Consider the following 19,749-nt stretch of genomic DNA (forward strand, 5'->3'; position numbering starts at 1 on the left):
AAAAGTATCCCAAGCTGTATGGATTTACTCACTAAAGATTAAATAGGTAAACTTCAATGCTCTTACTTTTTAGTAAGGGCATTTTTTTATAATATAGTTATCAAATACAAAACTACTCAGGCAATTCTCTAAACCATCTTGGTAAATGTTGTTACAGCATCCATCAATAATTAGGCAAACAAAAAGTCAAAATTACTATAGGTGAGTCCATATCTATTTCTGAGTGTTACCCAGCCTATAAAGAAAATCGTTTGGGTGATAGGCAAGCTGTTGCTGATGTAGCGAATGATTTTCAGCACACAATAGAAGGATTGATTTGATTGGGATGGTGAGGCTATTTCTCTCCTTCTACTATTGCAATCTATAAATTATCTTGAACTGTTAATTGCTATCTGACTAGGTAGTTCTTTATAATCGATGAATCTGAAACCTTGCTACTAAAAGTTTATACAACTTAATTGACTACCATTGGCTCCTATAAGGTAAAAGTCCGAATTAAATCGGCAGTCGAGGAAATTGCTATGCTTTCTCCAGCTACAAACAATGATATGCCTACTAATTGGTCTTTTAACTGGTTTAATTTGTGGCAGAATACCGATTTTGACTGTCAAAACATTGTCAAACTTGTTTATGAGGGTAAAGTCTGGGGATTAGTGCGATATGGTCTTTATCCCTATCCCGGCTCTCCAAAGTTTTTAGAGATAGAACAGATAGAAGCTCACCCTACAAGTCGAGGAGAAAGGGCTGAACGCTTTATGGAACCAATCGGCAAATGGTTAATTTGGTATGCAACCAAGGTTGCATTGGAGTTGTGTCAAACAGAAACAGATGAACCACTGGTTGTCCTGGTTGCTCTAGATACGGCTTTGTCCTATTATAGTAATAATGTGGGGATGGAATATTTGGGGTCTGTCACAATCGCTCCAGAAGAAGATGGATATGCTTTCAGATTCTTGCGAAAAGCAGCCCTATCCTTCTGTAATCAACAAGAAAGCTTAAGAGGAGTGCCAAAGTTATATGGCCAGTAATACAATAAAAGCCGGGTCAAAAGTTGTTATGACTCACACCCAAAGGCAAGCTTTCCTGAAAACGTCTCCTTTGGGACAACTATTCGGAGTAGCACATTTGCTACCTGAAGTCGAAGATTCAAAAAGCCACAACCATGCTTTAAGTAATCAAGCAAAATTTGTGGATGATGTAGATATATTATCCTCTAGCGAACATAAGTTTCAGTATGAGATGTTAGAGCCTTGCAGAAAAGGTCGTGGTAAATGGTTCAGAACTGTATCTTGGATGTATCTCTATCACTCAAGTCTTGAAAAAAAGTCATACCAAAGAAAAACAATGCTAACAGTATAAGTAGTAGAAAGGAAAACACTTTTTAGCCGATCGCAGTTTGACAAGGGTGCTATACTATACCAACAGAAATAGGGGTAAAATTTTTACCCCTACAAATTTATGTATTATTTTAAGAATAGCTAGAGAAGATTATTACTCTGTTAAGTGACTTTCTAGCAAAGATGCGATCGCTTCAGGGTGAATATTCTTGTATTTCTTTTTACCAAGCTGTAAAACACAGTTGGGAGCGCTGCCACAGCATTTTTGGCAACTTGTGTGTTCAATGGTAACTTTGTCTAACAAACCGCGATCGCACAAAGTTTTTTCTAAATCTGATAATAAACCTTTACCACCACGTTTCAAGCAACCGCCCTTTTGACATACCATAATCCTCGCTTTGGTTTGAGGTGGTAAATCTTGCTTTTGACACACATCAATTGGTGTCACCTTATAGGCTTTAATTTTAATTTTACTTGTGCGCGAGTCTATCTTACTATGACCACAAACGCGAATTTTCTGACCAGGAACTAAGGATGAACTTAGTAACCGACGCAACTCTTTAGGCAGTTTAATTTCCACATCTCCAGATGGAACTGCCAATTGCAAGTATTTATATTTTCCTGGTTCACCACCAACAAAACCTAGTAACTGTCCCTCAAGGTTCAATTCTGATAACGTCAAATATTTGTTACCCATGATTGATAAAAAGTTATTGGGAATTGGGCATGGGGCATTGGGCATGGGTCAATTCAATTTTAGATTTTAGATTGAAATTTAATCCAAAATCCAAAATCTAAAATCTAAAATTCCCACTCCCTACTCCCTATTCTGGTTAAGCTAGGCGTTTAGCTTCTACTGTTTGAGGTAAGTTTGCTGTGTCTGGCAATTCACGAAATTCTAATTCCCAACCATTTGCTAGGGTGAGAATCTTGCCATCATTTCCATCGGTTTGTTTGACGACTTCTTCTTCCAGGTCTTTTTTAGCAACGTAAACTACTAAAGTGCCGGCATCATTCATCCGTAGCATTACTTTCATGAGACTCCTCAACCGATTCTAGTTCTTTTTTCTTGCAGCCGACGACAAACCCTGTTTCTAAGAAATGCACAGCATATATATAGGAAGTCTGCAAATATGTGCCTATACTCGCTATGTAACCGATATCTCCTTTGTTGACTAAAACTTGGCCGACTTCCCTACCAGGAAAGGTACCATCGTTTTTTAGCAGTTTACGAACTCTGACTTTTTCACCGATTTCAAAAGCGGGTGGCAAGTTTAGTTCTAATTCATCGCGTTGCATGAGAGTACCTCTGTTCTCTGACCAAATTCAATAGTTCTTCTGTCGTCAAACTACGTTTTTTCTGTACCGATTGATGGCGTACTGCATCTAAAACAGATTGGGTTTCTTGAGAGTTCAAGAAAATTCCATGCTGTTCTAGCAAGTTAGCAACTAAATGCCGTCCAGAATGTTTACCTACTACTAAACGCCGTTCCCAACCCACTTCTTCAGGAGCAAATGGTTCGTAGGTGATGGGGTTTTGCAATACCCCGTGAGCATGGATGCCAGATTCGTGAGCAAAGGTGTTTTCGCCAACGATCGCTTTCCAAGGTGGTACGCTAGCTCCTGATGCGGCTGCAACTAGTTGAGACAGTTCCAGCAAACTGGGTGTGTCAATGCCTAAATTAACGCCATAGATGCGTTTAATCGCCATGACAACTTCTTCTAATGCTGCATTCCCTGCCCTTTCACCCAATCCGTTGACTGTGGTATTCACTGATGAAGCTCCGGCTTTGATACCCGCAAGAGCATTAGCAGTTGCCAGACCAAAATCATTATGCGTGTGGATTTCTAGGGGAATCGTCAACGCTGAAACCAGCCTTTGGACTTTAGTGTAGGTGGTGAAGGGGTCGAGAACTCCGACGGTATCGCAGAAACGGAAGCGGGATGCACCCCACTCTTGAGCATAAAGTGCTACATCTAAGAGGAAGTTTTCATCAGCCCTGGAAGAATCTTCTCCGCCGACTGCTACCCAAAGACCTTGGTCGAGGGCGAAGTGGATTGAGTCTTTGAGTTTTTGCAAACTTACTCGCCACTGACCATGAAATTTAGTGGCAATTTGGATACCAGAGACGGGAATGGCAATATGCACCCGATTCAAACCACAGGCGATGGAAGCCTTGATATCTGAGATGACAGCGCGGTTCCAGCCCAAGAGTTTTGCTTGTAAACCCAAGTTAGAAATTGCGGCGATCGCACGCGTTTCTTCGTCACCCATTGCCGGTATACCCACTTCTAATTCCGGTATACCAATGGCATCGAGAAACTTCGCGATCGCTACTTTTTCTTGTAGAGTAAAGGCAACACCTGCTGCTTGTTCGCCATCACGTAATGTAGTGTCATTAATTATGATTTGATTCATTGCAAATATCCCTCTCTTGGAAGTATTCTTAATATCCTTTCCCTCTACAATCCCTCGTGATGGTAAATGCTAAAAATATCACAATTCATAATGTAGGATACATGATCCTTAATTATTGCCCCATTATTAGCATCACATCTGTATGGCAGGGAACTAAATCAATGTATAAATTACTAATCGTTTTTACCGATGTCAGTTGAAATGTCTTCGAGTAGCAATGAACTAATATAACTATTAGCAAATCCGGAACAAAGTAATACACAAAAGCCAGCAATTAAGGATGTAATCATCTTCGTAACCTCATCTTTTCTAGTGTATGTGGGTGTAATTTAGGCAGGTAATGGTACTCAACGTCAAAAGGTGCAAATTCGCTAACTTTGGTCTGCTAACCAATCAAAAATTTTTCCTAGTTGCTCCAAGTCAACGAAACCATACTGCCACAGAAGCATCGGTAGCGGGCCATTTTCTAATTCACGGTGTCGCAGAGCTACAGCAATATCGGCATTTGAAAGTTCAAGTTCATTGTGCAAAAAATTGAGTAGTTTTATATCTCTGTTCCGAGTCGCCATAATTGATTGAACTTTCAATTTCTTAATTTGGGAAATAGTTAAAAATTAGAAATTCCAATTTATATTTAGGAATTTCGCCTTTTTAATTGTTGCTATATGTCAGAGAAATTTCAGATTAAGTAGACCCAACAAAATCTAAACCCCATCTAATCCATCTCAGTCTGCAACAAATTCTGCTAGCGGACAGTAGCTTCAAACTCTAAACCTATTTGAGCTTTGTGCATCTATGAACAAAAACGATGAAGTCCAGTACTTGCGTCATGAATTCAAGATTAATCGTGCCTAAATTAGGTCTTTTTGAAATAATCATGACTCATCACTGTAACGCCAGCAACGCTCTAGCCATTCTAATAATTCGTGACGAGAAGCGAGAAGTTGCATAACTGTACTACGAATTAGAATTACTTCCAGCAAATTGTTCACTTGCACTCGTAAAGAACCATCGGGGGGGCAAGAGCAATTAATTTTTAACTCTTGCAAACGGTGATAGATTCGCCAGCGATCGCTCAAAGGAATCTGCAAAACGTGATTTGTCATTTGTCATTTGTCCTTTGTCAGTTGTCATTTATCCTTTGTCATTTGCTAATGACTAATGACTCTTGACTTTTAAAGTTTGCAGTTGTTTTTCGAGTTCTTCGATGCGCGAGAGCAAAGAACGAATCACGGTTGCTTCCACATCGGGTAGCTTTCCATGTTCTAGAGGAGAAAGGCTGGCGTTTTCGTTGCGAGAAATAATTCGACCGGGAATTCCGACAACAGTGCGATCGCTAGGGACATTCTGCAAGACAACGGAACCTGCGCCAATACGGACGCGATCGCCAATTTGCAGATTACCTAAAACTTTCGCACCCGCCCCAATCACCGCATTTTTGCCGACTGTGGGATGACGCTTACCAGTTTCTTTGCCAGTTCCGCCAAGGGTGACGCCCTGATAAATCAGTGTATAGTCACCCACGATCGCAGTTTCACCAATGACTACACCCATTCCGTGGTCGATAAACACGCCCTCACCAATCTCTGCACCTGGGTGAATTTCAATTCCTGTCAAAAATCGCCCCAAATGAGAAATTAAACGGGGGATAAAACCGACTCCTCGACAATGTAACCAGTGAGCAAGACGATGCAAACATAGCGCGTGCAATCCAGGGTAGCAAAACACCACTTCTAGCCAGTTCCGTGCTGCTGGGTCGCGCTCAAAAATAATGCGAAAATCACTCAATAATGGCTCAAAAAAAACGCCAGAGAGTAAATTTTTCAGCATGGATGTACGGGCAGAATCCTGCATTTTGGTACTTGGGGGATCGCTAATACTGTCTAAAGACTGTTGCATCGGTAATGTCTATCTGGTAGAAGAGTCATCTGCTATTTTTATGCTTATATCAGGTGACATCCAACTCGATAGAAAACCCAATGCTGATTGGATTTATTGGATTGATTGAGGTTGTACTCAAACGCCAAAACCCCGACTCTAGATAAACTTAAAATTTATCTTGGGGTAGGGGCGCTAGTATTTAATGATGGGGGTACTAGTATTTTTGGGGCAGGGGTTAAGAATTTATGTTCATGCTACAAGAAACTTTACCCGTAAGCATTTGATAAGATTTTATCAAGATATTTTGCAATATATTAAGCTGTACTCAGATGCACTCAAATATGAATTTGGTAAGGCTATAAATCTATTTTTTGTATATCCTATTACTATTAGTATCTTATTATTGGGTAAGGCAAAAGACAGGTTTCTTTATTTTCTTTTAGGATTTGCTGTCTGTATGTATGTATACGTTTCAAAATATAGTTATCGCTTATTGTAACTGTTTTCTTATTATATAGATGTGTGAGAATAGCGATCGCAAAATCTTAGAACAGCAGAATAGGTAAATGTTCTCATAACGCCCCTACTCAATAAACCTGTAGAGGTGGATTCATCCAGTTCAAACACTCGTTGACGGAGATCAAAGGTGGATTCATCCAGTTCAAACACTCGTTGACGGAGATCAAAGGTGGATTCATCCAGTTCAAACACTCGTTAACGGAGATCAAAGGTGGATTCATCCAGTTCAAACACTCGTTAACGGAGATAAAAGGTGGATTCATCCAGTTCAAATACTCGTTAACGGAGATCAAAGGTGGATTCATCCAGTTCAAATACTCGTCAACGGAGATCAAAGGTGGATTCATCCAGTTCAAATACTCGTTGACGGAGATAAAAGGTGGATAAACAAAATAGGGGCGTACATTTGTACACCCCTACAGCGAATTTATTTATAGTGCTTCTGTGTTGAGTTCAATAAAGACCTAACCCCCAACCCCTTCCCTACAAGGGAAGGGGAGTAAGATTCAAAGCCTCTCTCCTTTTAGGAGAGAGGTTTGGAGAGAGGTCAAAATGTATTGCGTACAAGCGAGAAGCACTATATCACAAAGATTTTTGAAAAAAATATGAGACTCGCCGATGAGTATTAATTTATCAAGAGACAGGAGTTTTAGCAGATTTGCCTCTACCAATAGCTTTAAAACGTTCGCCCAACTGTTCAGCGACAGTTTTTAAGCCCGGAGTCTTTTTTGATGCAGTCTTCACGTAATCATAAACAGTCAAACTGCTAGTCATAGCTTCACTACCGACAGCCATTAGGGTATCATCTACCTGTTCAGTGAGTTGCTGCATTGAGATTAAAAGTTCGGTTAGCGCAGCAGCTAACTGATAATCTTGAACCAGTTCGTCAACGTCAAAAGTGGCTGGAAGAATTTCGCGGTTAGACTGAGCAGCAGTAATGCTATTGTTCACAAAGGCTAGGCTTTTATCGCCCATTTTTACTAACTTACGCCGTTCTTCAGTGCTGAGAGTAATCAGAAACGGCATCTTTTTTTGGACTGTCTGTAGCGCGGCTTTAATTTCTTGAATATCTTGTGGCGAAAGGGTGGCTGCAATATTCTGATAAGCCATTATATATTTACCTTGGGAGTTCTAATGGTGAAGTAGCAATAGTTGCTAAGTATAGAATTCCCATTGGTAGATGCGATCGCACATCATAACCTATTTATTTATCAGTTTTAGCGCTGATGCTGAGGGATACTGACCAGATGCAATCAAAGCTTGTCGTTCTATAATCCTTTCATCGCCGTTAAAATCTAGGATGCGTGCGGTAACTTCACCGATATCTGTTTGATGCTGAATTACAGCCTCATCTAGCCGAAAATGATCGCCCCAAAAGTCTCTGCGTGGGTTAAAAAACCGTACAAGTTCGCCAGTTTGCCAATTAATTGATCCTAAATCTGTCCCTTTTTGCAGGTTACAGAAGATACAGGCATAGCAGAGATTATCTTCTGTTGTAGCGCCGCCGTGTTTGACGCTGATTATATAGTCAACTTGACAACCTGACGATCTATCTACTTCAGAGACGAGACAGTACTCGCAAATATGCTCGGCGCGATCGCAAACTAAACGCCACTGTTCTGCATTAATATATGGACAAGGCATTTTGAATACTTACTTAGGGTTAATGTACTGATTAGCTCTTGCTTTTGCTAAAGTCATAATATGCTCTAGGGTGAGGAAATGCTGTAACTCTCGCTGGTCACTTCCAGTAAGACCTTCAGTTTTTGCGCAATAAACTAAATCCTCTAAACGGTCTTTGGCTGCATCCGAGAGTTTGAAATCGATAACACTTTGGGGAGTGGTTCCAGCAGCAATAAACTCTATAATTTCATCGTAGACTTTGGCTGTATTTATAGATGTGTTCATAAGCTACCTTTTTTCTTCCTAAATTTTATGCAACTTCCAAAGACTGTCCTAGCGTTTGAGGCTCTGGTAAAGTTTCACCGTCAGCTAAAGATGACTCAATCAGCATTTCTAAAACTTCTTGAGCATTTTTAAGAGCTTCTTCGTAAGTCTCTCCGTGAGTGCAAGGCTGCATTATGTCCGTAAACTCAGGTAGCGAAACCACATAACATTGATCTGCCTCTGACCATTGAATCACAATTGTATATTTCATATTTATTCATAAACTTCTTGCCGATGAGCAATAGTAGTTACCATAACTTTATTTGTTGCATCATCAACTTGATAAATTACTCGATAGTTACCAATGCGATAGCGATAATAAGCTGCAAAGTCACTTTTGAGAGGTTTAACATTAGGATGAAACCGAGGATTTTGTTCTAGTTGCTCAAAGCATCTAGCAACCTTTTTGGCTAAAGCTTGGTCTGCTGTAGCATAAAGATCCTCGGCTTTAGCGGATAACACAACGTTATACATCAGACCGAATTGTTCTCCAGCTTTTTACCCGACCTTCAGCAATATCTTTTTTACCTTCTTCAAATGATTCAATAAATCCAGGGATATCAAGTAACTCTTGGGTAGCATCTTCACTCTCCTTATCTGCTAGATATGCTAAAAAATCAGCAACCAGTTGTAAGCGTTCTGAAGATAATCCATCTAGATATTGGTTAATTTGCTGACGAACTTCTGTGTTGTTCATATTTTCACTGCTCTTTTACTTCTCTAATTGTGCCAACTTTTTCTGAGCATACTCCCGCACTTTCTTATCTGGGTCATTCTCTGCTCGGTCACGCAATAGTGGCAAAGTCTGGGGATGTTGAGAATATTGCTTGATAATTATCTCTAGTGCAATCCGCCGAGGGTTAGTGTCGCTGCTTTGCTTACGCTCAAAAGGGTCACAGAAAGCGCAGTTATAATAAGTGTCAAATAACTCAGGTTGATACCTGAAGTGCTTGGCTAATATTTGGATGGCTGTACATCGCACATCCGAATCATCATGTGTGGTTTGTTTTTGAAGGATTGTGTAGGTATTGGGGTCATCTGGACAATTGATAGCTAATGTTTCAATGGCTGCAAGTCGTACATTCCCAGATTTATCACTAGTGGCGTAGTCTTGCAGGGTTGTATCAGTATTGGTATCATCTGAAAAATTGCTCGCTAATGCTTGAATGGCTGCAAGTCTAACATCCTCATTTTTATCATCAGTGGCGCAGTGTTGAAGAATTGTACAAGTATTAGGATCATATTTGAAACTTCTAGCTAATGTTTGGATGGCTGCAATTCGTATATTCTTAGATTTATCAGCAGTGGTGCGGTCTTGGAGGATTGTGCAAGTATTGGGATTATATTTGAAATTCCTAGCTAATGCTTGAATGGCCGCAAGTCGCACATCCTCATTCTTATCAGCAGTAGCGCGGTCTTGGAGGATTGTGCAAATATTGGGGTCATATTTGAAATTCCTAGCTAATGCTTGAATAGCTGCGAGTCGCACATCCTCACTTTTATCATCGGTGGCACAGTCTTGCAGGATTGTGCAGGTATTGGGGTCATCTGGAAAATTGCTAGCTAATGTTTCAATAGCTGTACGTCGTACATCCGAATTATAGTCACCAATGGCACGGTCTTGGAGAATGGTATGGGTGTCCGGGTCATTTGGGAAATTTCTAGTTAATGCTTGGATGGCTGCAAGTCGCACATTTGCAAATTTATCAGCACAAACGTGAGCTTTAAGGATTGTACAGGTATTGGCATCATCTGGAAAATTTCTAGCTAATGCTCGTATGGCTGCACATCGCACATCGGAATTATCAGCAGTGGTGCAATCTAGAAAAAAGGTTTGAGTATCGGGATCATTTGGGAAATTTCTAGCCAATGCCACAATGGCTGCACGTTGTACATTTTCAGATTTATCAGTAGTAGCGCGGTCTTGGAAGATGGGGCGGGTATCTGGGTCATCTTTAAAATTCTTGGCCAATGCTTGGATGGCTGAACGTCGAACATTTCCAGATTTCTCAACAGTAGCAAGGTCTTTAAGCCAGTGTAATGTATCAGGATTATCTTTCCAAATTGAGCCGACTGTTGCAACTGCTTGAGTACGAATTTCCTGAATTAGCTTAGTTTCTTCTTCATCTTGATAGGGCACGTAATAGTACCAGAGGTCATATTTAGTTAAATCTTTTAGCTTGTTAAGTAATTTAGTAGCAGTTGACGCGATCGCCGAGCGATTTCTCACCTCGACAAGACACTTAGCCGCTAAAAAGAGATTGACAAACTTTTCCTCTTCGCCATCTTGCTCCATTAAATAATCAAGAATCTCCCCAACAAATTTAGCCTCAATCATTCCCGCAATTAGCAGCAAAACTTCATGCCAACTTTCATCTTGCCAGTGTTTGCCAAAAACTTCATTCTTAAGTTCCTCAATAGTCAGCGTTTGCGTTTCTTTAAACTGCCAGACAAACTCCCAAGCACAGAAATATTCTAAAAATGTTCGATGCACAAAAGCATAATAATCCGCACCCAGGAAACATAACATAAAGTTGCGAGTCCGCAGTTGATTAATCATCACCCGCGCAGCTTCTCTAGGTTTATCAAATTCTATGGTTTTGAGATAATCAGTCAGAACTTTGATTAAATCATTTTCATTAATCAAATTCCCTGCCAAACCTTTCTCACCAGTTTGCATAAGATAAGCAACCTGACGCAGCATCGCTTGCTTATCTTTATAATCAATAGTCTTGGGGTCTAACCTCTTATCTTCAATCAAAACGCGCTCCACATCCCATTGATGCAGCAGTACCCGCGATGCTTGATTATAAAGCTCGGCTCTATCTCTTGGTAGCTCTTGATTGCGATTCAGAATTGCCATCATCGTCAACAGCAGAGGATTTCCCGCCAATTCTGCAATAGATTTGGAAGCTGCAATTCCTCTTTTTAGCCGTTCCCGCTTTCTCTCTTTATCTACTGCATCGGTAAAAGTTAACTCATGCCAACGGTTGATAAAATCCTGAATTTGTTCTGAGTCTAAATCTTGTAATATAAAGTGGCGAAACTCAGCATTAAGCAATCGTTGCGGTTTATAGCCAATAATCCGAGAAGTGACAATTACCTGCACATCAGGATAGTCATTAGTAAAGCGATGAATATCAGTAATTACATCCTCTCGCTTACCAGGGTCAAAGACTTCATCCAAACCATCAAACATCACTAAGGCATTACCAGCTTTTAATTGTTTATCTAGTTCAAGCTGATTGAGATGATGAATTGCACCACTACATTGATGGAAGAATTCGAGAAAATTATTGCACTCTTTATCTTCCCGTCGCCGCATATAAGTGCGTAATTCAATTAGCAACGGAATTGGTAATGAGATAACATTATCCAGGGGAGACTCAGCCCAATTCAAAGCCAGAAATTGCAACAATGTAGACTTACCTGAACCAGGATCGCCCAAAATCACAAGATATTTATAATCTTGCTTTTTATTGACAACATCTAAAACTGAACGGATCGGTTGTTCAAAATAAACTCTTTTGTGGCGTTCTAATTCTTCTAATTCAACAGCTTCTACTTGGTCACTTTCTCGCAGCCGTCTAAGATGTTCTTTAGGCAGTTCGTGAACTTGTGCTAAAACTTGATGAGTTTCCCGGACATTTTGAGCAGTAAAAATCCGCCATAATTTCAGTTCGTTATAGGCATAGCCGCTAGTATCTAAGCTATCTAACTTGAGATTTCCATAGCGTTCGCGGATTCCTTCTTGATATTTCACTAAATTAAAATCTACAATAACACCAGCAATTTCTTTGGTATTTATTTCAATATCAGATAATTTTTGTAATTCTAGGATATGGTGTAATTCTTTTAAATCTAAAAGAAGTTCTTGGACTTGTGTAAAATACTGTTCTGTAAGTGATTGCCAGTTAAACTTAGATGGCAGAGGTTTTAATTGCAGCCTGTTCCAACTATCTTCTAGAGTTTTAGCGTCTAGAGATTCACAATTAATATCAAAAGCCTTACCAAGAGTTTCTGCAACCGACTTATCGCTGATAAATTTCTGGATATCTTTGGTGTACTCTTTAATCTCAGTTTCAGCAAGTTTGCAACGAACCTTTAACTGCTGCTGCATTAGTTGCAAAAATTCCTTTAAGGCTTTACCAGCAGCAATTTCTATGTCTTCCTTCTTAAGCTTCTGGAAAATCTTGCCAGGAATGCCTTTTAATAAATCTTTAGCCCAATCTTTAGCTGCATCCTTGGCTAAGTCTTCCAGAATGGGTTTAAAAATCAACCCGGCGGTCTGAGTTATACCCCACATAGCTAACCAGTCCAGCATAATACTCGCTTCTGTTGAGAGTTTGATTACGAGTATATCCACTAGCTGGAGTCATGTTTCCAGATTTCAGGGCGATCGCAGAAACATCACAGGTATCTGAAGAACCTCTCTCTAAATCTCTCTCCTAAAAGGAGAGAGACTTTGAATTTTTTTTCTTTCACGCTTCGGGAAAGGGCTTAGGGGGTAGGTTTGGTGTTAGTTTTTCGCAGATTAATCAAGATTATCTGGATTTATGCCGAGCGATCGCAATTTCCCCCATAGCAGGCTCACCTCACCTCACTCTCGCTACAACCATGAGCCGCCGCTAGTTATACCAAAAGATACGTGCAATCAATTACCACTATTTGAGAAAAACCAAGTCCTCAGCGTTGGGTTTGTCAAACACAAACTTGGCTTTTTGACCGGAAAGGAAAGCTGTTAAGACGCTCTGCATAATGGTTTCGAGGCTAAGTAGCTTGAGAAATATGTTAGTTGACAAGAGCGATCGCTCTGCCTTTTTTATCGATTCACCCATTTTTTGATGAGTTAGAAAAAATAGCAGTAGATAAAGATATTTTAAGTATTTAAAAAAAATAATAGTCCTGAGTTAACTTTGTTCAAATTCTTGGTTGAATCGGCTAGCCAAGAATTATGTGTAATATATCGCTACCAAGCTAGAGGGAAGTTCAAAATGGTTGCATCTACTCTAAAACCAACACAGATACTTGGACGCATACTATCCGCATCACTAATTAGTTTGATGTCCTTAGAGGTTCTTAGCAACGCAGCGATCGGTCAACCCCCCCCTGCGTCTGTTGAAACCAAGCTGAAAGTGCCTAGTACAATGACCTCTTGGCCCTTTAATATTCCCCGTTACTTGAAAGTGCCGCCCAATTTTTCTATCTCTGTTTATGCTCGCATTAACAAAGCTCGCTTTATGGCAGTTGCTCCCAATGGGGATCTTCTAGTATCACAGCCCAGTTCCGGTAAAGTGTTAATTGTCCGCCCAAATGGCAGCAAAGACCCGATTATTTCTGACTTTGTAACGGGTCTACGCAAACCACACGACATTGTGTTTCATAAGATTGATAACACCACATACGTTTATATCTCTGAGAGTCATCAAATTAACCGCTTCATCTACAACTCTGGAGACTTAATCGCAAAAAATCGTCAAATCGTTGTAGTTGCCTTACCAGACAGCAGCACACGGGAACTCAAAGGCGCTTATGGTCACGAACTGAAAAATATCGCACTTGATGCCAACCATAAACTTTACGTGTCGATCGCCTCTACATGCAATGCCTGTAAGGAAGATACCGTCAGTACTCCAAAGCGTGGTGCAATTTACCAGTACAACGCTAATGGAACCAATCAGCGGCTTTTTGCTCAAGGTTTACGTAATGCCGAAGGGTTAGCATTCTTACCTGGTACAAACGATCTTTGGGTAGTCGTTAATAATCGAGATAACATCGCCTATCCCTTCAACGATAGCAGTGGCAATTACGGTAAGATTATCCCCTCTTATGTAGACAACCACCCACCAGAAGAGTTTACGAAAGTTCGAGATGGCGGTAACTACGGTTGGCCATTCTGCAATCCCAATCCTGACACCTCAAATGGCCTTGACAATATGCCATTTGACCGCGACTATCAGTTCAATGCTAATGGAAGTGTTAATTGCAATGCAATGGACAGGATTAGCAAAGGTATCCAAGCCCATTCAGCTCCCTTGGGACTAACATTCTTACAAAATACCAACTTTCCCAGTCTATACTCAAATGGGGTAGTAACAGGGTTGCATGGTTCATGGAATCGGCAGAAGAAAACGGGCTACAGAATAGCTTACTTTCCCTGGAACAGTACAACAAAAACCCCAGGACAAGAGATAGATTTAGTCACCGGTTGGGTAGTTCCGACAACGCAAGAAACCTGGGGGCGACCCGTGGATATGGTAGTAGACCAGCAAGGTAATTTGTTAATTTCGGATGACTACAGCGGCGCTATCTATAAGCTTTCATACACACCGTCACAACAAGTTAAGGTCTACAGAGACCCTAACTTTGGCGGAATTTCCCAATCTTTTCCTACAACTCCAGGAGTATACCAAGCCAACCAAGGTGACTTAAATATTGTTGGTAATGACACTATTAGTTCATTCAGTATACCACCAGGTACACGGGTACGTGTGTGCCAACATGTAAATGGTAACGGTTTATGCCGTGAATATACTGCTGGTGATTATAAATCCCTTGGAAATGACCTTGATAATATCATCTCGTTTATAGAGGTCAAGTAGCACGACTCACCGAATTGTTGATTTTAAATTTTGGATTGAATACTTTAAAAGTTTTCTACTGAACGCTTACGCCGTACCCCTCCGGGGAAGCAAGCTACGCGTAGCGTTCTGCAAGAAAGTCCAAAATTTCAAAAGGTCTGATATCAAGTCCGGTTAATCACTTATGATTACCGGATCTGTGCAAAAATCGGAAACGCCTCTTTCCTCCTGCTCTCTGCGGTCTAAATTATAAGTCCTTAGCCAGACATGAGATAAGACGATGTTTGAAAAGTCAACTAGAAACTGCGATGTCTACGACGGGCTGCGCGATCGCAATTTTCCCCACTGCACGACCTGTTTCGCTGTAAGCATGAGCCGCTGCTAGTTCTTGTAAGGGATATGTGCGATCGATTACCACACGAATTTTACCCCCTTCAATCAATTCTTTCAGATAAATCAAATCTTGAGTGTTGGGTTTTTGCAAAATAAATTTCGCTTTTTGGCCGGGAAGCAACGCTGTTAAGACGCTCTCTAAGAAGACTTCGGGGCTGGGTAGTGTGGTGATATAAATTCCATTGGGTTTGAGGACTCTTTTGGTTTGAGAGAGCGATCGCTTACCCACTGCATCAAAGATAATGTCATACTGCGCTATATCTTCAGTGAAATCCTGCTGCGTATAATCAATCACGCGGTCTGCTCCCAGAGATTTCACCAAATCCAAATTTTTGCTACTGCTAACTCCTGTCACCACTGCCCCTAAAGCTTTAGCAATTTGGACTGCAAAAGTGCCCACACCGCCCGCAGCCCCATTAATCAATACAGTTCCTGTTTGAATATTTCCCTCATTTCGTAGCGCTTGCAGAGCGGTGAGCGCTGCTAACGGCACAGCCGCAGCTTCTTCATAAGATAAGTTCGTTGGTTTAAGCGCCACCAAGTTTTCTGGAACAGCTGCAAATTCGGCATAACTTCCTCCAGGGAAGCCAGTACAGCCATAAATAGCATCTCCTGGTTTAAAACGGGTGATACCAGAACCAACAGCTACGACATCTCCCGCCACATCGAACCCCAGAATCTTCGGAAATTTGCTGCCAGTAATTAAACTCAACATTCCCTGACGAATTTTCCAATCAATGGGATTAACGCTACTAGCACGAACTTTCACAAGTAATTGTGTTGGCTCAATTTTCGGTTGCTCCACGTCTTCATACTGCAACACCTCAGTCGCGCCATACCGACGGATAACGACTGCTTTCATCACATTCCTCCTGCTACCATATTTTGCTGAATGAACTCAGACAGCCTGTTTTTCCTGATAAATCTAGTGTAGCGATTTCCTAAAATAGAAATATCAGTCTAAAACTACACCTGTATGCCAGCTAGAGAGCTTGATCGCAACAATGTTAAAAATGCTTTGATTAAAGATAAATGGACAATTACTCACGATCCACTGACTCTAAAGTTTGGTAAAAAAGATTTGTATGTTGATTTAGGTGCTAGACAACTGTTGGCGGTGCAAAAAGCAGAATAAAAAATTGCAGTTGAGATTAAAAGTTTTACTGGCAGATCGGATGTTGATGATTTAGAAAAAGCATTGGGTCAGTATATTTTATATCAGGATATCTTGATGGAATTGGAGCCGGAACGAATACTATATCTTGCAGTACCTAATAGTATTTTTGATGATTTATTTGAAGAACCTATCGGCAAACTGTTACTGAGAAATCATCGTTTAAAGCTGATTACATTCGATCCAAAACAGGAGGTCATTAAACAATGGATTACACCAAGTTAGACAACTATCGCCAGGTAATTGAAACTATTCTCAGTGAATATGCTTCACTACCCTATTCTTATGCCAATATTCAATCGGAAGTGATGTTCGATCGAAGCCGCAATCGCTATTTGTGGATGGATTTAGGTTGGGATGGCGATCGCCGGATTCATGGTTGTCTGGTTCATATTGACCTGATTGATGGCAAAATCTGGATTCAACGAGATGGCACGGAAGAAGGCATTGCCGCCGATTTAGAACGGGCTGGAATTCCTAAAGAACATATTGTTCTGGGGTTTCGTCCACCGGAGTTAAGACCCTACACAGGCTATGCAGTTGCCTAAGGTGCAATCGTTCTTTCTGATGCAGGAAGGGGGTGAGATTTTTTGTTAAGGTTTGTAGTGAGCAATTCAGAAAATTCATTGCGATCGCTCAATCATGTTAGATTATAGTTTGTTGTTTCTCTTAAACACAAAACCTGAGAGTTTCCTGCCCATCTCCTCATTGTGGGAATGAAAAAAAAGAACTGAAAAGTTAAGTTTTTTGAAAACTATGTGCAGCAATACATCTATTCCCACTAGCTTATATGGCTTACCAGACAAGGCTTAAAGGCATAATTGAACATCATTTTCAAAGAAAACTTAAAAGAATATGAAGTGCATTTTTACCCTCAAAAAAATGATATGTTAGATACAGAATTCAATTTAGCGCGTTTATGGAGTAGAACAATATAGATTACTTCAGTTTTTCCCCCTCAAACCCTTAATATTTATTGCTTTTGATGCAAATTGAGGGCAATGTGAGTACACATTTAAATAACTAAAACCCTGTTGCAAATAGATTAAATTCTTTGCTGGGATTGGGTTGTGGCTGAGTACAAAGAAATCTTGAACCCCTATCTATAAACACTAGAACCCCAACCAAAAAATACCAGAACCCCTACCTGAAAAAATTTTTTTTAATTCTTGTAATGCTTGAAGAATTAGGGTTTTTAGTATTTGAGTACAAAAGTAATAAATCCAATAAATTCTATCCTAGAGAGATGCAACATCTGGCTGGGAGACGGCTGCTATAAATCTTATATCGCCAATCACCTAACGCTCTAAAACAAAGCGAAGAGTGAGTGGAGGGATGACATAGCACCATGCCAGAAGTGAATAGAAGTCGCGCCTTGGGGCACAAATTCTACCCAAGAACCGAACGTTGACACACACCAGCAGAACATCAGATATCTATCGCCTGCTTTACTTGAAAACAAGTTACCCGAACCCAAGGGTTTGCAGGTAGTGTGGAAGACCCGACTTCAATTCTGGGCATGAAAGAGTAGCAACAGCATCTCCCACAGTGGCAGCCAAGTCCACCGACCTTTTGCGAAACTCAATGACATCACCGTCTACACGACTCCTCAACTCCAACGCTACGGAATCGCCAACCCAAGCAAAATCAGGTGGTTGCGGCTGCGACAGCACCAGCAGCACCACCGTGGAAAGGGACGAAAAGCTCCAAGAACGCATTGCGAAACATCCCTGCTACAGCGAAGACGCTCATCATCACTACGCCCGGATGCACGTTGCAGTTGCTCCCGCTTGCAACATTCAATGCAACTATTGCAACCGCAAATATGATTGCGCTAACGAAAGCCGTCCTGGAGTAGTTAGCGAATTGCTAACACCAGAAGAAGCCGCACACAAAGCTTTGGTCATTGGTGGCAAGATTCCGCAAATGACAGTTGTGGGAATTGCTGGCCCTGGCGACCCATTGGCGAACCCAGAAAAAACTTTCCGCACATTTGAGTTGATTGCAGAGCAAGCACCAGACATCAAGCTGTGCTTATCAACCAATGGTTTAATGCTGCCAGACTACATTGATCGCATTAAACAATTAAATATAGATCACGTTACGATCACCATTAACGCGGTAGATCCAGAGATCGGTGCTAAGATTTATCCTTGGGTTCACTACAGACGCAAGCGTTACAGAGGTCTTGAAGGCGCAAAAATCCTCCACGAAAGACAGATGGAAGGATTGCAAGCCTTAAAAGACGCTGACATCTTGTGCAAAGTCAATTCCGTGATGATTCCTGGAATTAATGACCAACACTTAATCGAAGTGAATCGAGTCATCCGTGAAAAAGGTGCATTCTTGCACAACATCATGCCATTGATTTCTGCACCAGAACATGGCACACACTTCGGTTTAACCGGTCAACGCGGCCCCACACCCAAAGAACTCAAAGAAGTTCAAGACAACTGCTCCGGTAACATGAAAATGATGCGTCACTGTCGCCAGTGTCGTGCCGATGCAGTCGGATTATTGGGAGAAGACCGCAGCCAAGAGTTTTCTAAAGAGAAATTCTTGGAAATGGCTCCCGAATATGACATGGAACAACGCGCTACTGTTCACGAAGGAATTGAGAAGTTTAAAGAAGAACTTAAAGTAGCCAAAGATAAGGCGCTAGCCAGTAAGAAAATTGCCAATAGTCCGAAAGTTTTAGTTGCAGTAGCAACCAAAGGTGGCGGATTAGTTAACCAACACTTCGGTCATGCGAAAGAATTCCAAATCTACGAAGTGGGTGGAAACGAAGTTCGCTTTATCGGTCATCGCAAAATTGACCAATACTGCCAAGGTGGATACGGCGAAGAAGCTTCTTTTGAGCATATTATGAAAGCGATCGCAGATTGCAAAGCAGTTCTAGTCTCTAAGATTGGTAACTGTCCTCAAGAAAAATTGCAAGAAGCTGGAATCAAGACTGTTGAAGCTTACGACGTAATTGAAAAGGTTGCTTTGGAGTTTTACGAGCAATACGTTAAGGAATTAGGTAATTAGGAAATAGGTTACAGGTTACAGAGGACAGATTATTGCCTATCATCTGTCACCTGTAACCTCTACCCTAACTCTAATGCCCCGTTCCCCAAAAGGAGAATAAATCATGGCTTACAAAATTCTTACTAGCCAGTGTATTTCCTGCAATCTCTGTCTATCTGTATGTCCCACAAATGCAGTTAAAGTGGTTGACGGACAGCACTGGATTGACCCTGAACTTTGTACAAACTGTATTGGTAGCATTCATACCGTGCCTCAGTGTAAAGCTGGTTGTCCCACCTGTGACGGTTGCGTTAAGCAGCCTAGCGATTATTGGGAAGGCTGGTTTGCTAATTACAACCGCGTAGTCGCTAAATTAACAAATAAACAAGATTACTGGGAACGTTGGTTTAACTGTTATTCCTATCAGTTTATGGTATCAAACTAAGTAAAAGTTTGTTGAGTACATAAGCTTGTACCCCACATTAAAGC

23 protein-coding genes and 1 pseudogene are annotated in these 19,749 nt (G+C 41.0%); 7 read left to right on the forward strand and 17 right to left on the reverse strand.

Annotated features, from left to right (window positions below; genetic code table 11):
• The first annotated feature begins 521 nt into the window (after window positions 1-521).
• Window positions 522-1,028 (forward strand): hypothetical protein, encoded by a 507-nt coding sequence (locus tag NSTC731_RS07555; protein ID WP_445630276.1) that lies wholly within the window; start codon window positions 522-524, stop codon window positions 1,026-1,028.
• Complete coding sequence (locus NSTC731_RS07560) at window positions 1,018-1,359, forward strand: protochlorophyllide oxidoreductase (protein WP_445630277.1); 342 nt, start codon at window positions 1,018-1,020, stop codon at window positions 1,357-1,359. The genes NSTC731_RS07555 and NSTC731_RS07560 overlap by 11 nt, the downstream gene beginning before the upstream one ends.
• Before the next feature lie 132 nt (window positions 1,360-1,491).
• Here NSTC731_RS07560 and NSTC731_RS07565 read toward each other — a convergent pair whose 3' ends face one another.
• The 16 genes from NSTC731_RS07565 to NSTC731_RS07640 all read right to left on the reverse strand — a co-directional run bounded on the left by NSTC731_RS07565 (window position 1,492) and on the right by NSTC731_RS07640 (window position 12,941).
• Entirely contained in the window at window positions 1,492-2,034 is a 543-nt protein-coding gene (locus NSTC731_RS07565; RefSeq protein ID WP_445632040.1) for a (2Fe-2S) ferredoxin domain-containing protein, read from the reverse strand.
• Between the two features lie 136 nt (window positions 2,035-2,170).
• On the reverse strand, window positions 2,171-2,374 hold the full coding sequence (nifT, locus tag NSTC731_RS07570; protein WP_069070440.1) for a putative nitrogen fixation protein NifT: 204 nt from the start codon (window positions 2,372-2,374) through the stop codon (window positions 2,171-2,173).
• Window positions 2,349-2,636, reverse strand: a complete 288-nt coding sequence (locus NSTC731_RS07575) for a nitrogen fixation protein NifZ (protein WP_445630278.1) — start codon at window positions 2,634-2,636, stop codon at window positions 2,349-2,351. Before NSTC731_RS07575 ends, nifT begins: the two co-directional genes overlap by 26 nt.
• Window positions 2,623-3,756, reverse strand: a complete 1,134-nt coding sequence (nifV, locus tag NSTC731_RS07580) for a homocitrate synthase (protein ID WP_445630279.1) — start codon at window positions 3,754-3,756, stop codon at window positions 2,623-2,625. The genes NSTC731_RS07575 and nifV overlap by 14 nt, the downstream gene beginning before the upstream one ends.
• Before the next feature lie 371 nt (window positions 3,757-4,127).
• Entirely contained in the window at window positions 4,128-4,325 is a 198-nt protein-coding gene (locus NSTC731_RS07585) for a DUF2949 domain-containing protein (protein WP_094349915.1), read from the reverse strand.
• 306 nt (window positions 4,326-4,631) lie between these two features.
• Window positions 4,632-4,862 carry an Asr1405/Asl0597 family protein gene (locus tag NSTC731_RS07590; protein ID WP_069070444.1) on the reverse strand — a complete coding sequence of 77 codons (231 nt, stop codon included), beginning with the start codon at window positions 4,860-4,862 and terminating at the stop codon, window positions 4,632-4,634.
• A 52-nt stretch (window positions 4,863-4,914) separates the two neighbouring features.
• The gene (gene cysE / locus NSTC731_RS07595) at window positions 4,915-5,655 is read right to left on the reverse strand and encodes a serine O-acetyltransferase (RefSeq protein ID WP_445630280.1); all 741 of its coding nucleotides are present in this window, start codon (window positions 5,653-5,655) and stop codon (window positions 4,915-4,917) included.
• Window positions 5,656-6,224: 569 nt separating this feature from the next.
• Complete coding sequence (locus NSTC731_RS07600; protein ID WP_445630281.1) at window positions 6,225-6,503, reverse strand: hypothetical protein; 279 nt, start codon at window positions 6,501-6,503, stop codon at window positions 6,225-6,227.
• 286 nt (window positions 6,504-6,789) lie between these two features.
• Window positions 6,790-7,266: a hypothetical protein gene (locus NSTC731_RS07605; RefSeq protein ID WP_445630282.1), complete on the reverse strand. Its 477-nt coding sequence runs from the start codon at window positions 7,264-7,266 to the stop codon at window positions 6,790-6,792.
• Between the two features lie 90 nt (window positions 7,267-7,356).
• Entirely contained in the window at window positions 7,357-7,800 is a 444-nt protein-coding gene (locus NSTC731_RS07610) for an HNH endonuclease (protein ID WP_445630283.1), read from the reverse strand.
• Window positions 7,801-7,809: 9 nt separating this feature from the next.
• On the reverse strand, window positions 7,810-8,064 hold the full coding sequence (locus tag NSTC731_RS07615; RefSeq protein ID WP_445630284.1) for a hypothetical protein: 255 nt from the start codon (window positions 8,062-8,064) through the stop codon (window positions 7,810-7,812).
• A 25-nt stretch (window positions 8,065-8,089) separates the two neighbouring features.
• Window positions 8,090-8,314 (reverse strand): type II toxin-antitoxin system HicB family antitoxin, encoded by a 225-nt coding sequence (locus tag NSTC731_RS07620; protein ID WP_445630285.1) that lies wholly within the window; start codon window positions 8,312-8,314, stop codon window positions 8,090-8,092.
• Between the two features lie 2 nt (window positions 8,315-8,316).
• Entirely contained in the window at window positions 8,317-8,577 is a 261-nt protein-coding gene (locus tag NSTC731_RS07625) for a type II toxin-antitoxin system RelE family toxin (protein ID WP_445630286.1), read from the reverse strand.
• Complete coding sequence (locus NSTC731_RS07630) at window positions 8,570-8,800, reverse strand: hypothetical protein (RefSeq protein ID WP_335215026.1); 231 nt, start codon at window positions 8,798-8,800, stop codon at window positions 8,570-8,572. Before NSTC731_RS07630 ends, NSTC731_RS07625 begins: the two co-directional genes overlap by 8 nt.
• A gap of 15 nt (window positions 8,801-8,815) precedes the next feature.
• Window positions 8,816-12,427, reverse strand: coding sequence for a HEAT repeat domain-containing protein (locus tag NSTC731_RS07635; protein WP_445630287.1), 3,612 nt, complete (start codon window positions 12,425-12,427; stop codon window positions 8,816-8,818).
• Window positions 12,428-12,767: 340 nt separating this feature from the next.
• Window positions 12,768-12,941 carry a hypothetical protein gene (locus NSTC731_RS07640; RefSeq protein WP_445630288.1) on the reverse strand — a complete coding sequence of 58 codons (174 nt, stop codon included), beginning with the start codon at window positions 12,939-12,941 and terminating at the stop codon, window positions 12,768-12,770.
• Between the two features lie 156 nt (window positions 12,942-13,097).
• On the opposite strand from NSTC731_RS07640, the gene NSTC731_RS07645 reads away from it, so the two are divergent.
• Window positions 13,098-14,705, forward strand: a complete 1,608-nt coding sequence (locus NSTC731_RS07645; RefSeq protein WP_445630289.1) for a PQQ-dependent sugar dehydrogenase — start codon at window positions 13,098-13,100, stop codon at window positions 14,703-14,705.
• Between the two features lie 271 nt (window positions 14,706-14,976).
• Here the strand turns inward: NSTC731_RS07645 and NSTC731_RS07650 are convergent, their stop codons facing one another.
• Window positions 14,977-15,939: an NAD(P)-dependent alcohol dehydrogenase gene (locus NSTC731_RS07650; RefSeq protein WP_445630290.1), complete on the reverse strand. Its 963-nt coding sequence runs from the start codon at window positions 15,937-15,939 to the stop codon at window positions 14,977-14,979.
• A gap of 114 nt (window positions 15,940-16,053) precedes the next feature.
• Between NSTC731_RS07650 and NSTC731_RS07655 the strand changes: the two are divergent.
• The 4 genes and pseudogenes from NSTC731_RS07655 (at window position 16,054) to NSTC731_RS07670 (ending at window position 19,705) form a co-directional block, all read left to right on the forward strand.
• A pseudogene (locus NSTC731_RS07655) lies at window positions 16,054-16,476 on the forward strand (element excision factor XisH family protein).
• Entirely contained in the window at window positions 16,458-16,799 is a 342-nt protein-coding gene (locus NSTC731_RS07660) for a XisI protein (protein WP_445630291.1), read from the forward strand. Before NSTC731_RS07655 ends, NSTC731_RS07660 begins: the two are co-directional and overlap by 19 nt.
• Before the next feature lie 1,036 nt (window positions 16,800-17,835).
• Window positions 17,836-19,281, forward strand: a complete 1,446-nt coding sequence (nifB, locus tag NSTC731_RS07665; RefSeq protein ID WP_445630292.1) for a nitrogenase cofactor biosynthesis protein NifB — start codon at window positions 17,836-17,838, stop codon at window positions 19,279-19,281.
• Window positions 19,282-19,384: 103 nt separating this feature from the next.
• Window positions 19,385-19,705: a 4Fe-4S binding protein gene (locus tag NSTC731_RS07670; RefSeq protein WP_445630293.1), complete on the forward strand. Its 321-nt coding sequence runs from the start codon at window positions 19,385-19,387 to the stop codon at window positions 19,703-19,705.
• Window positions 19,706-19,749: the final 44 nt, after the last annotated feature.

The organism is Nostoc sp. DSM 114167 (assembly GCF_052692655.1).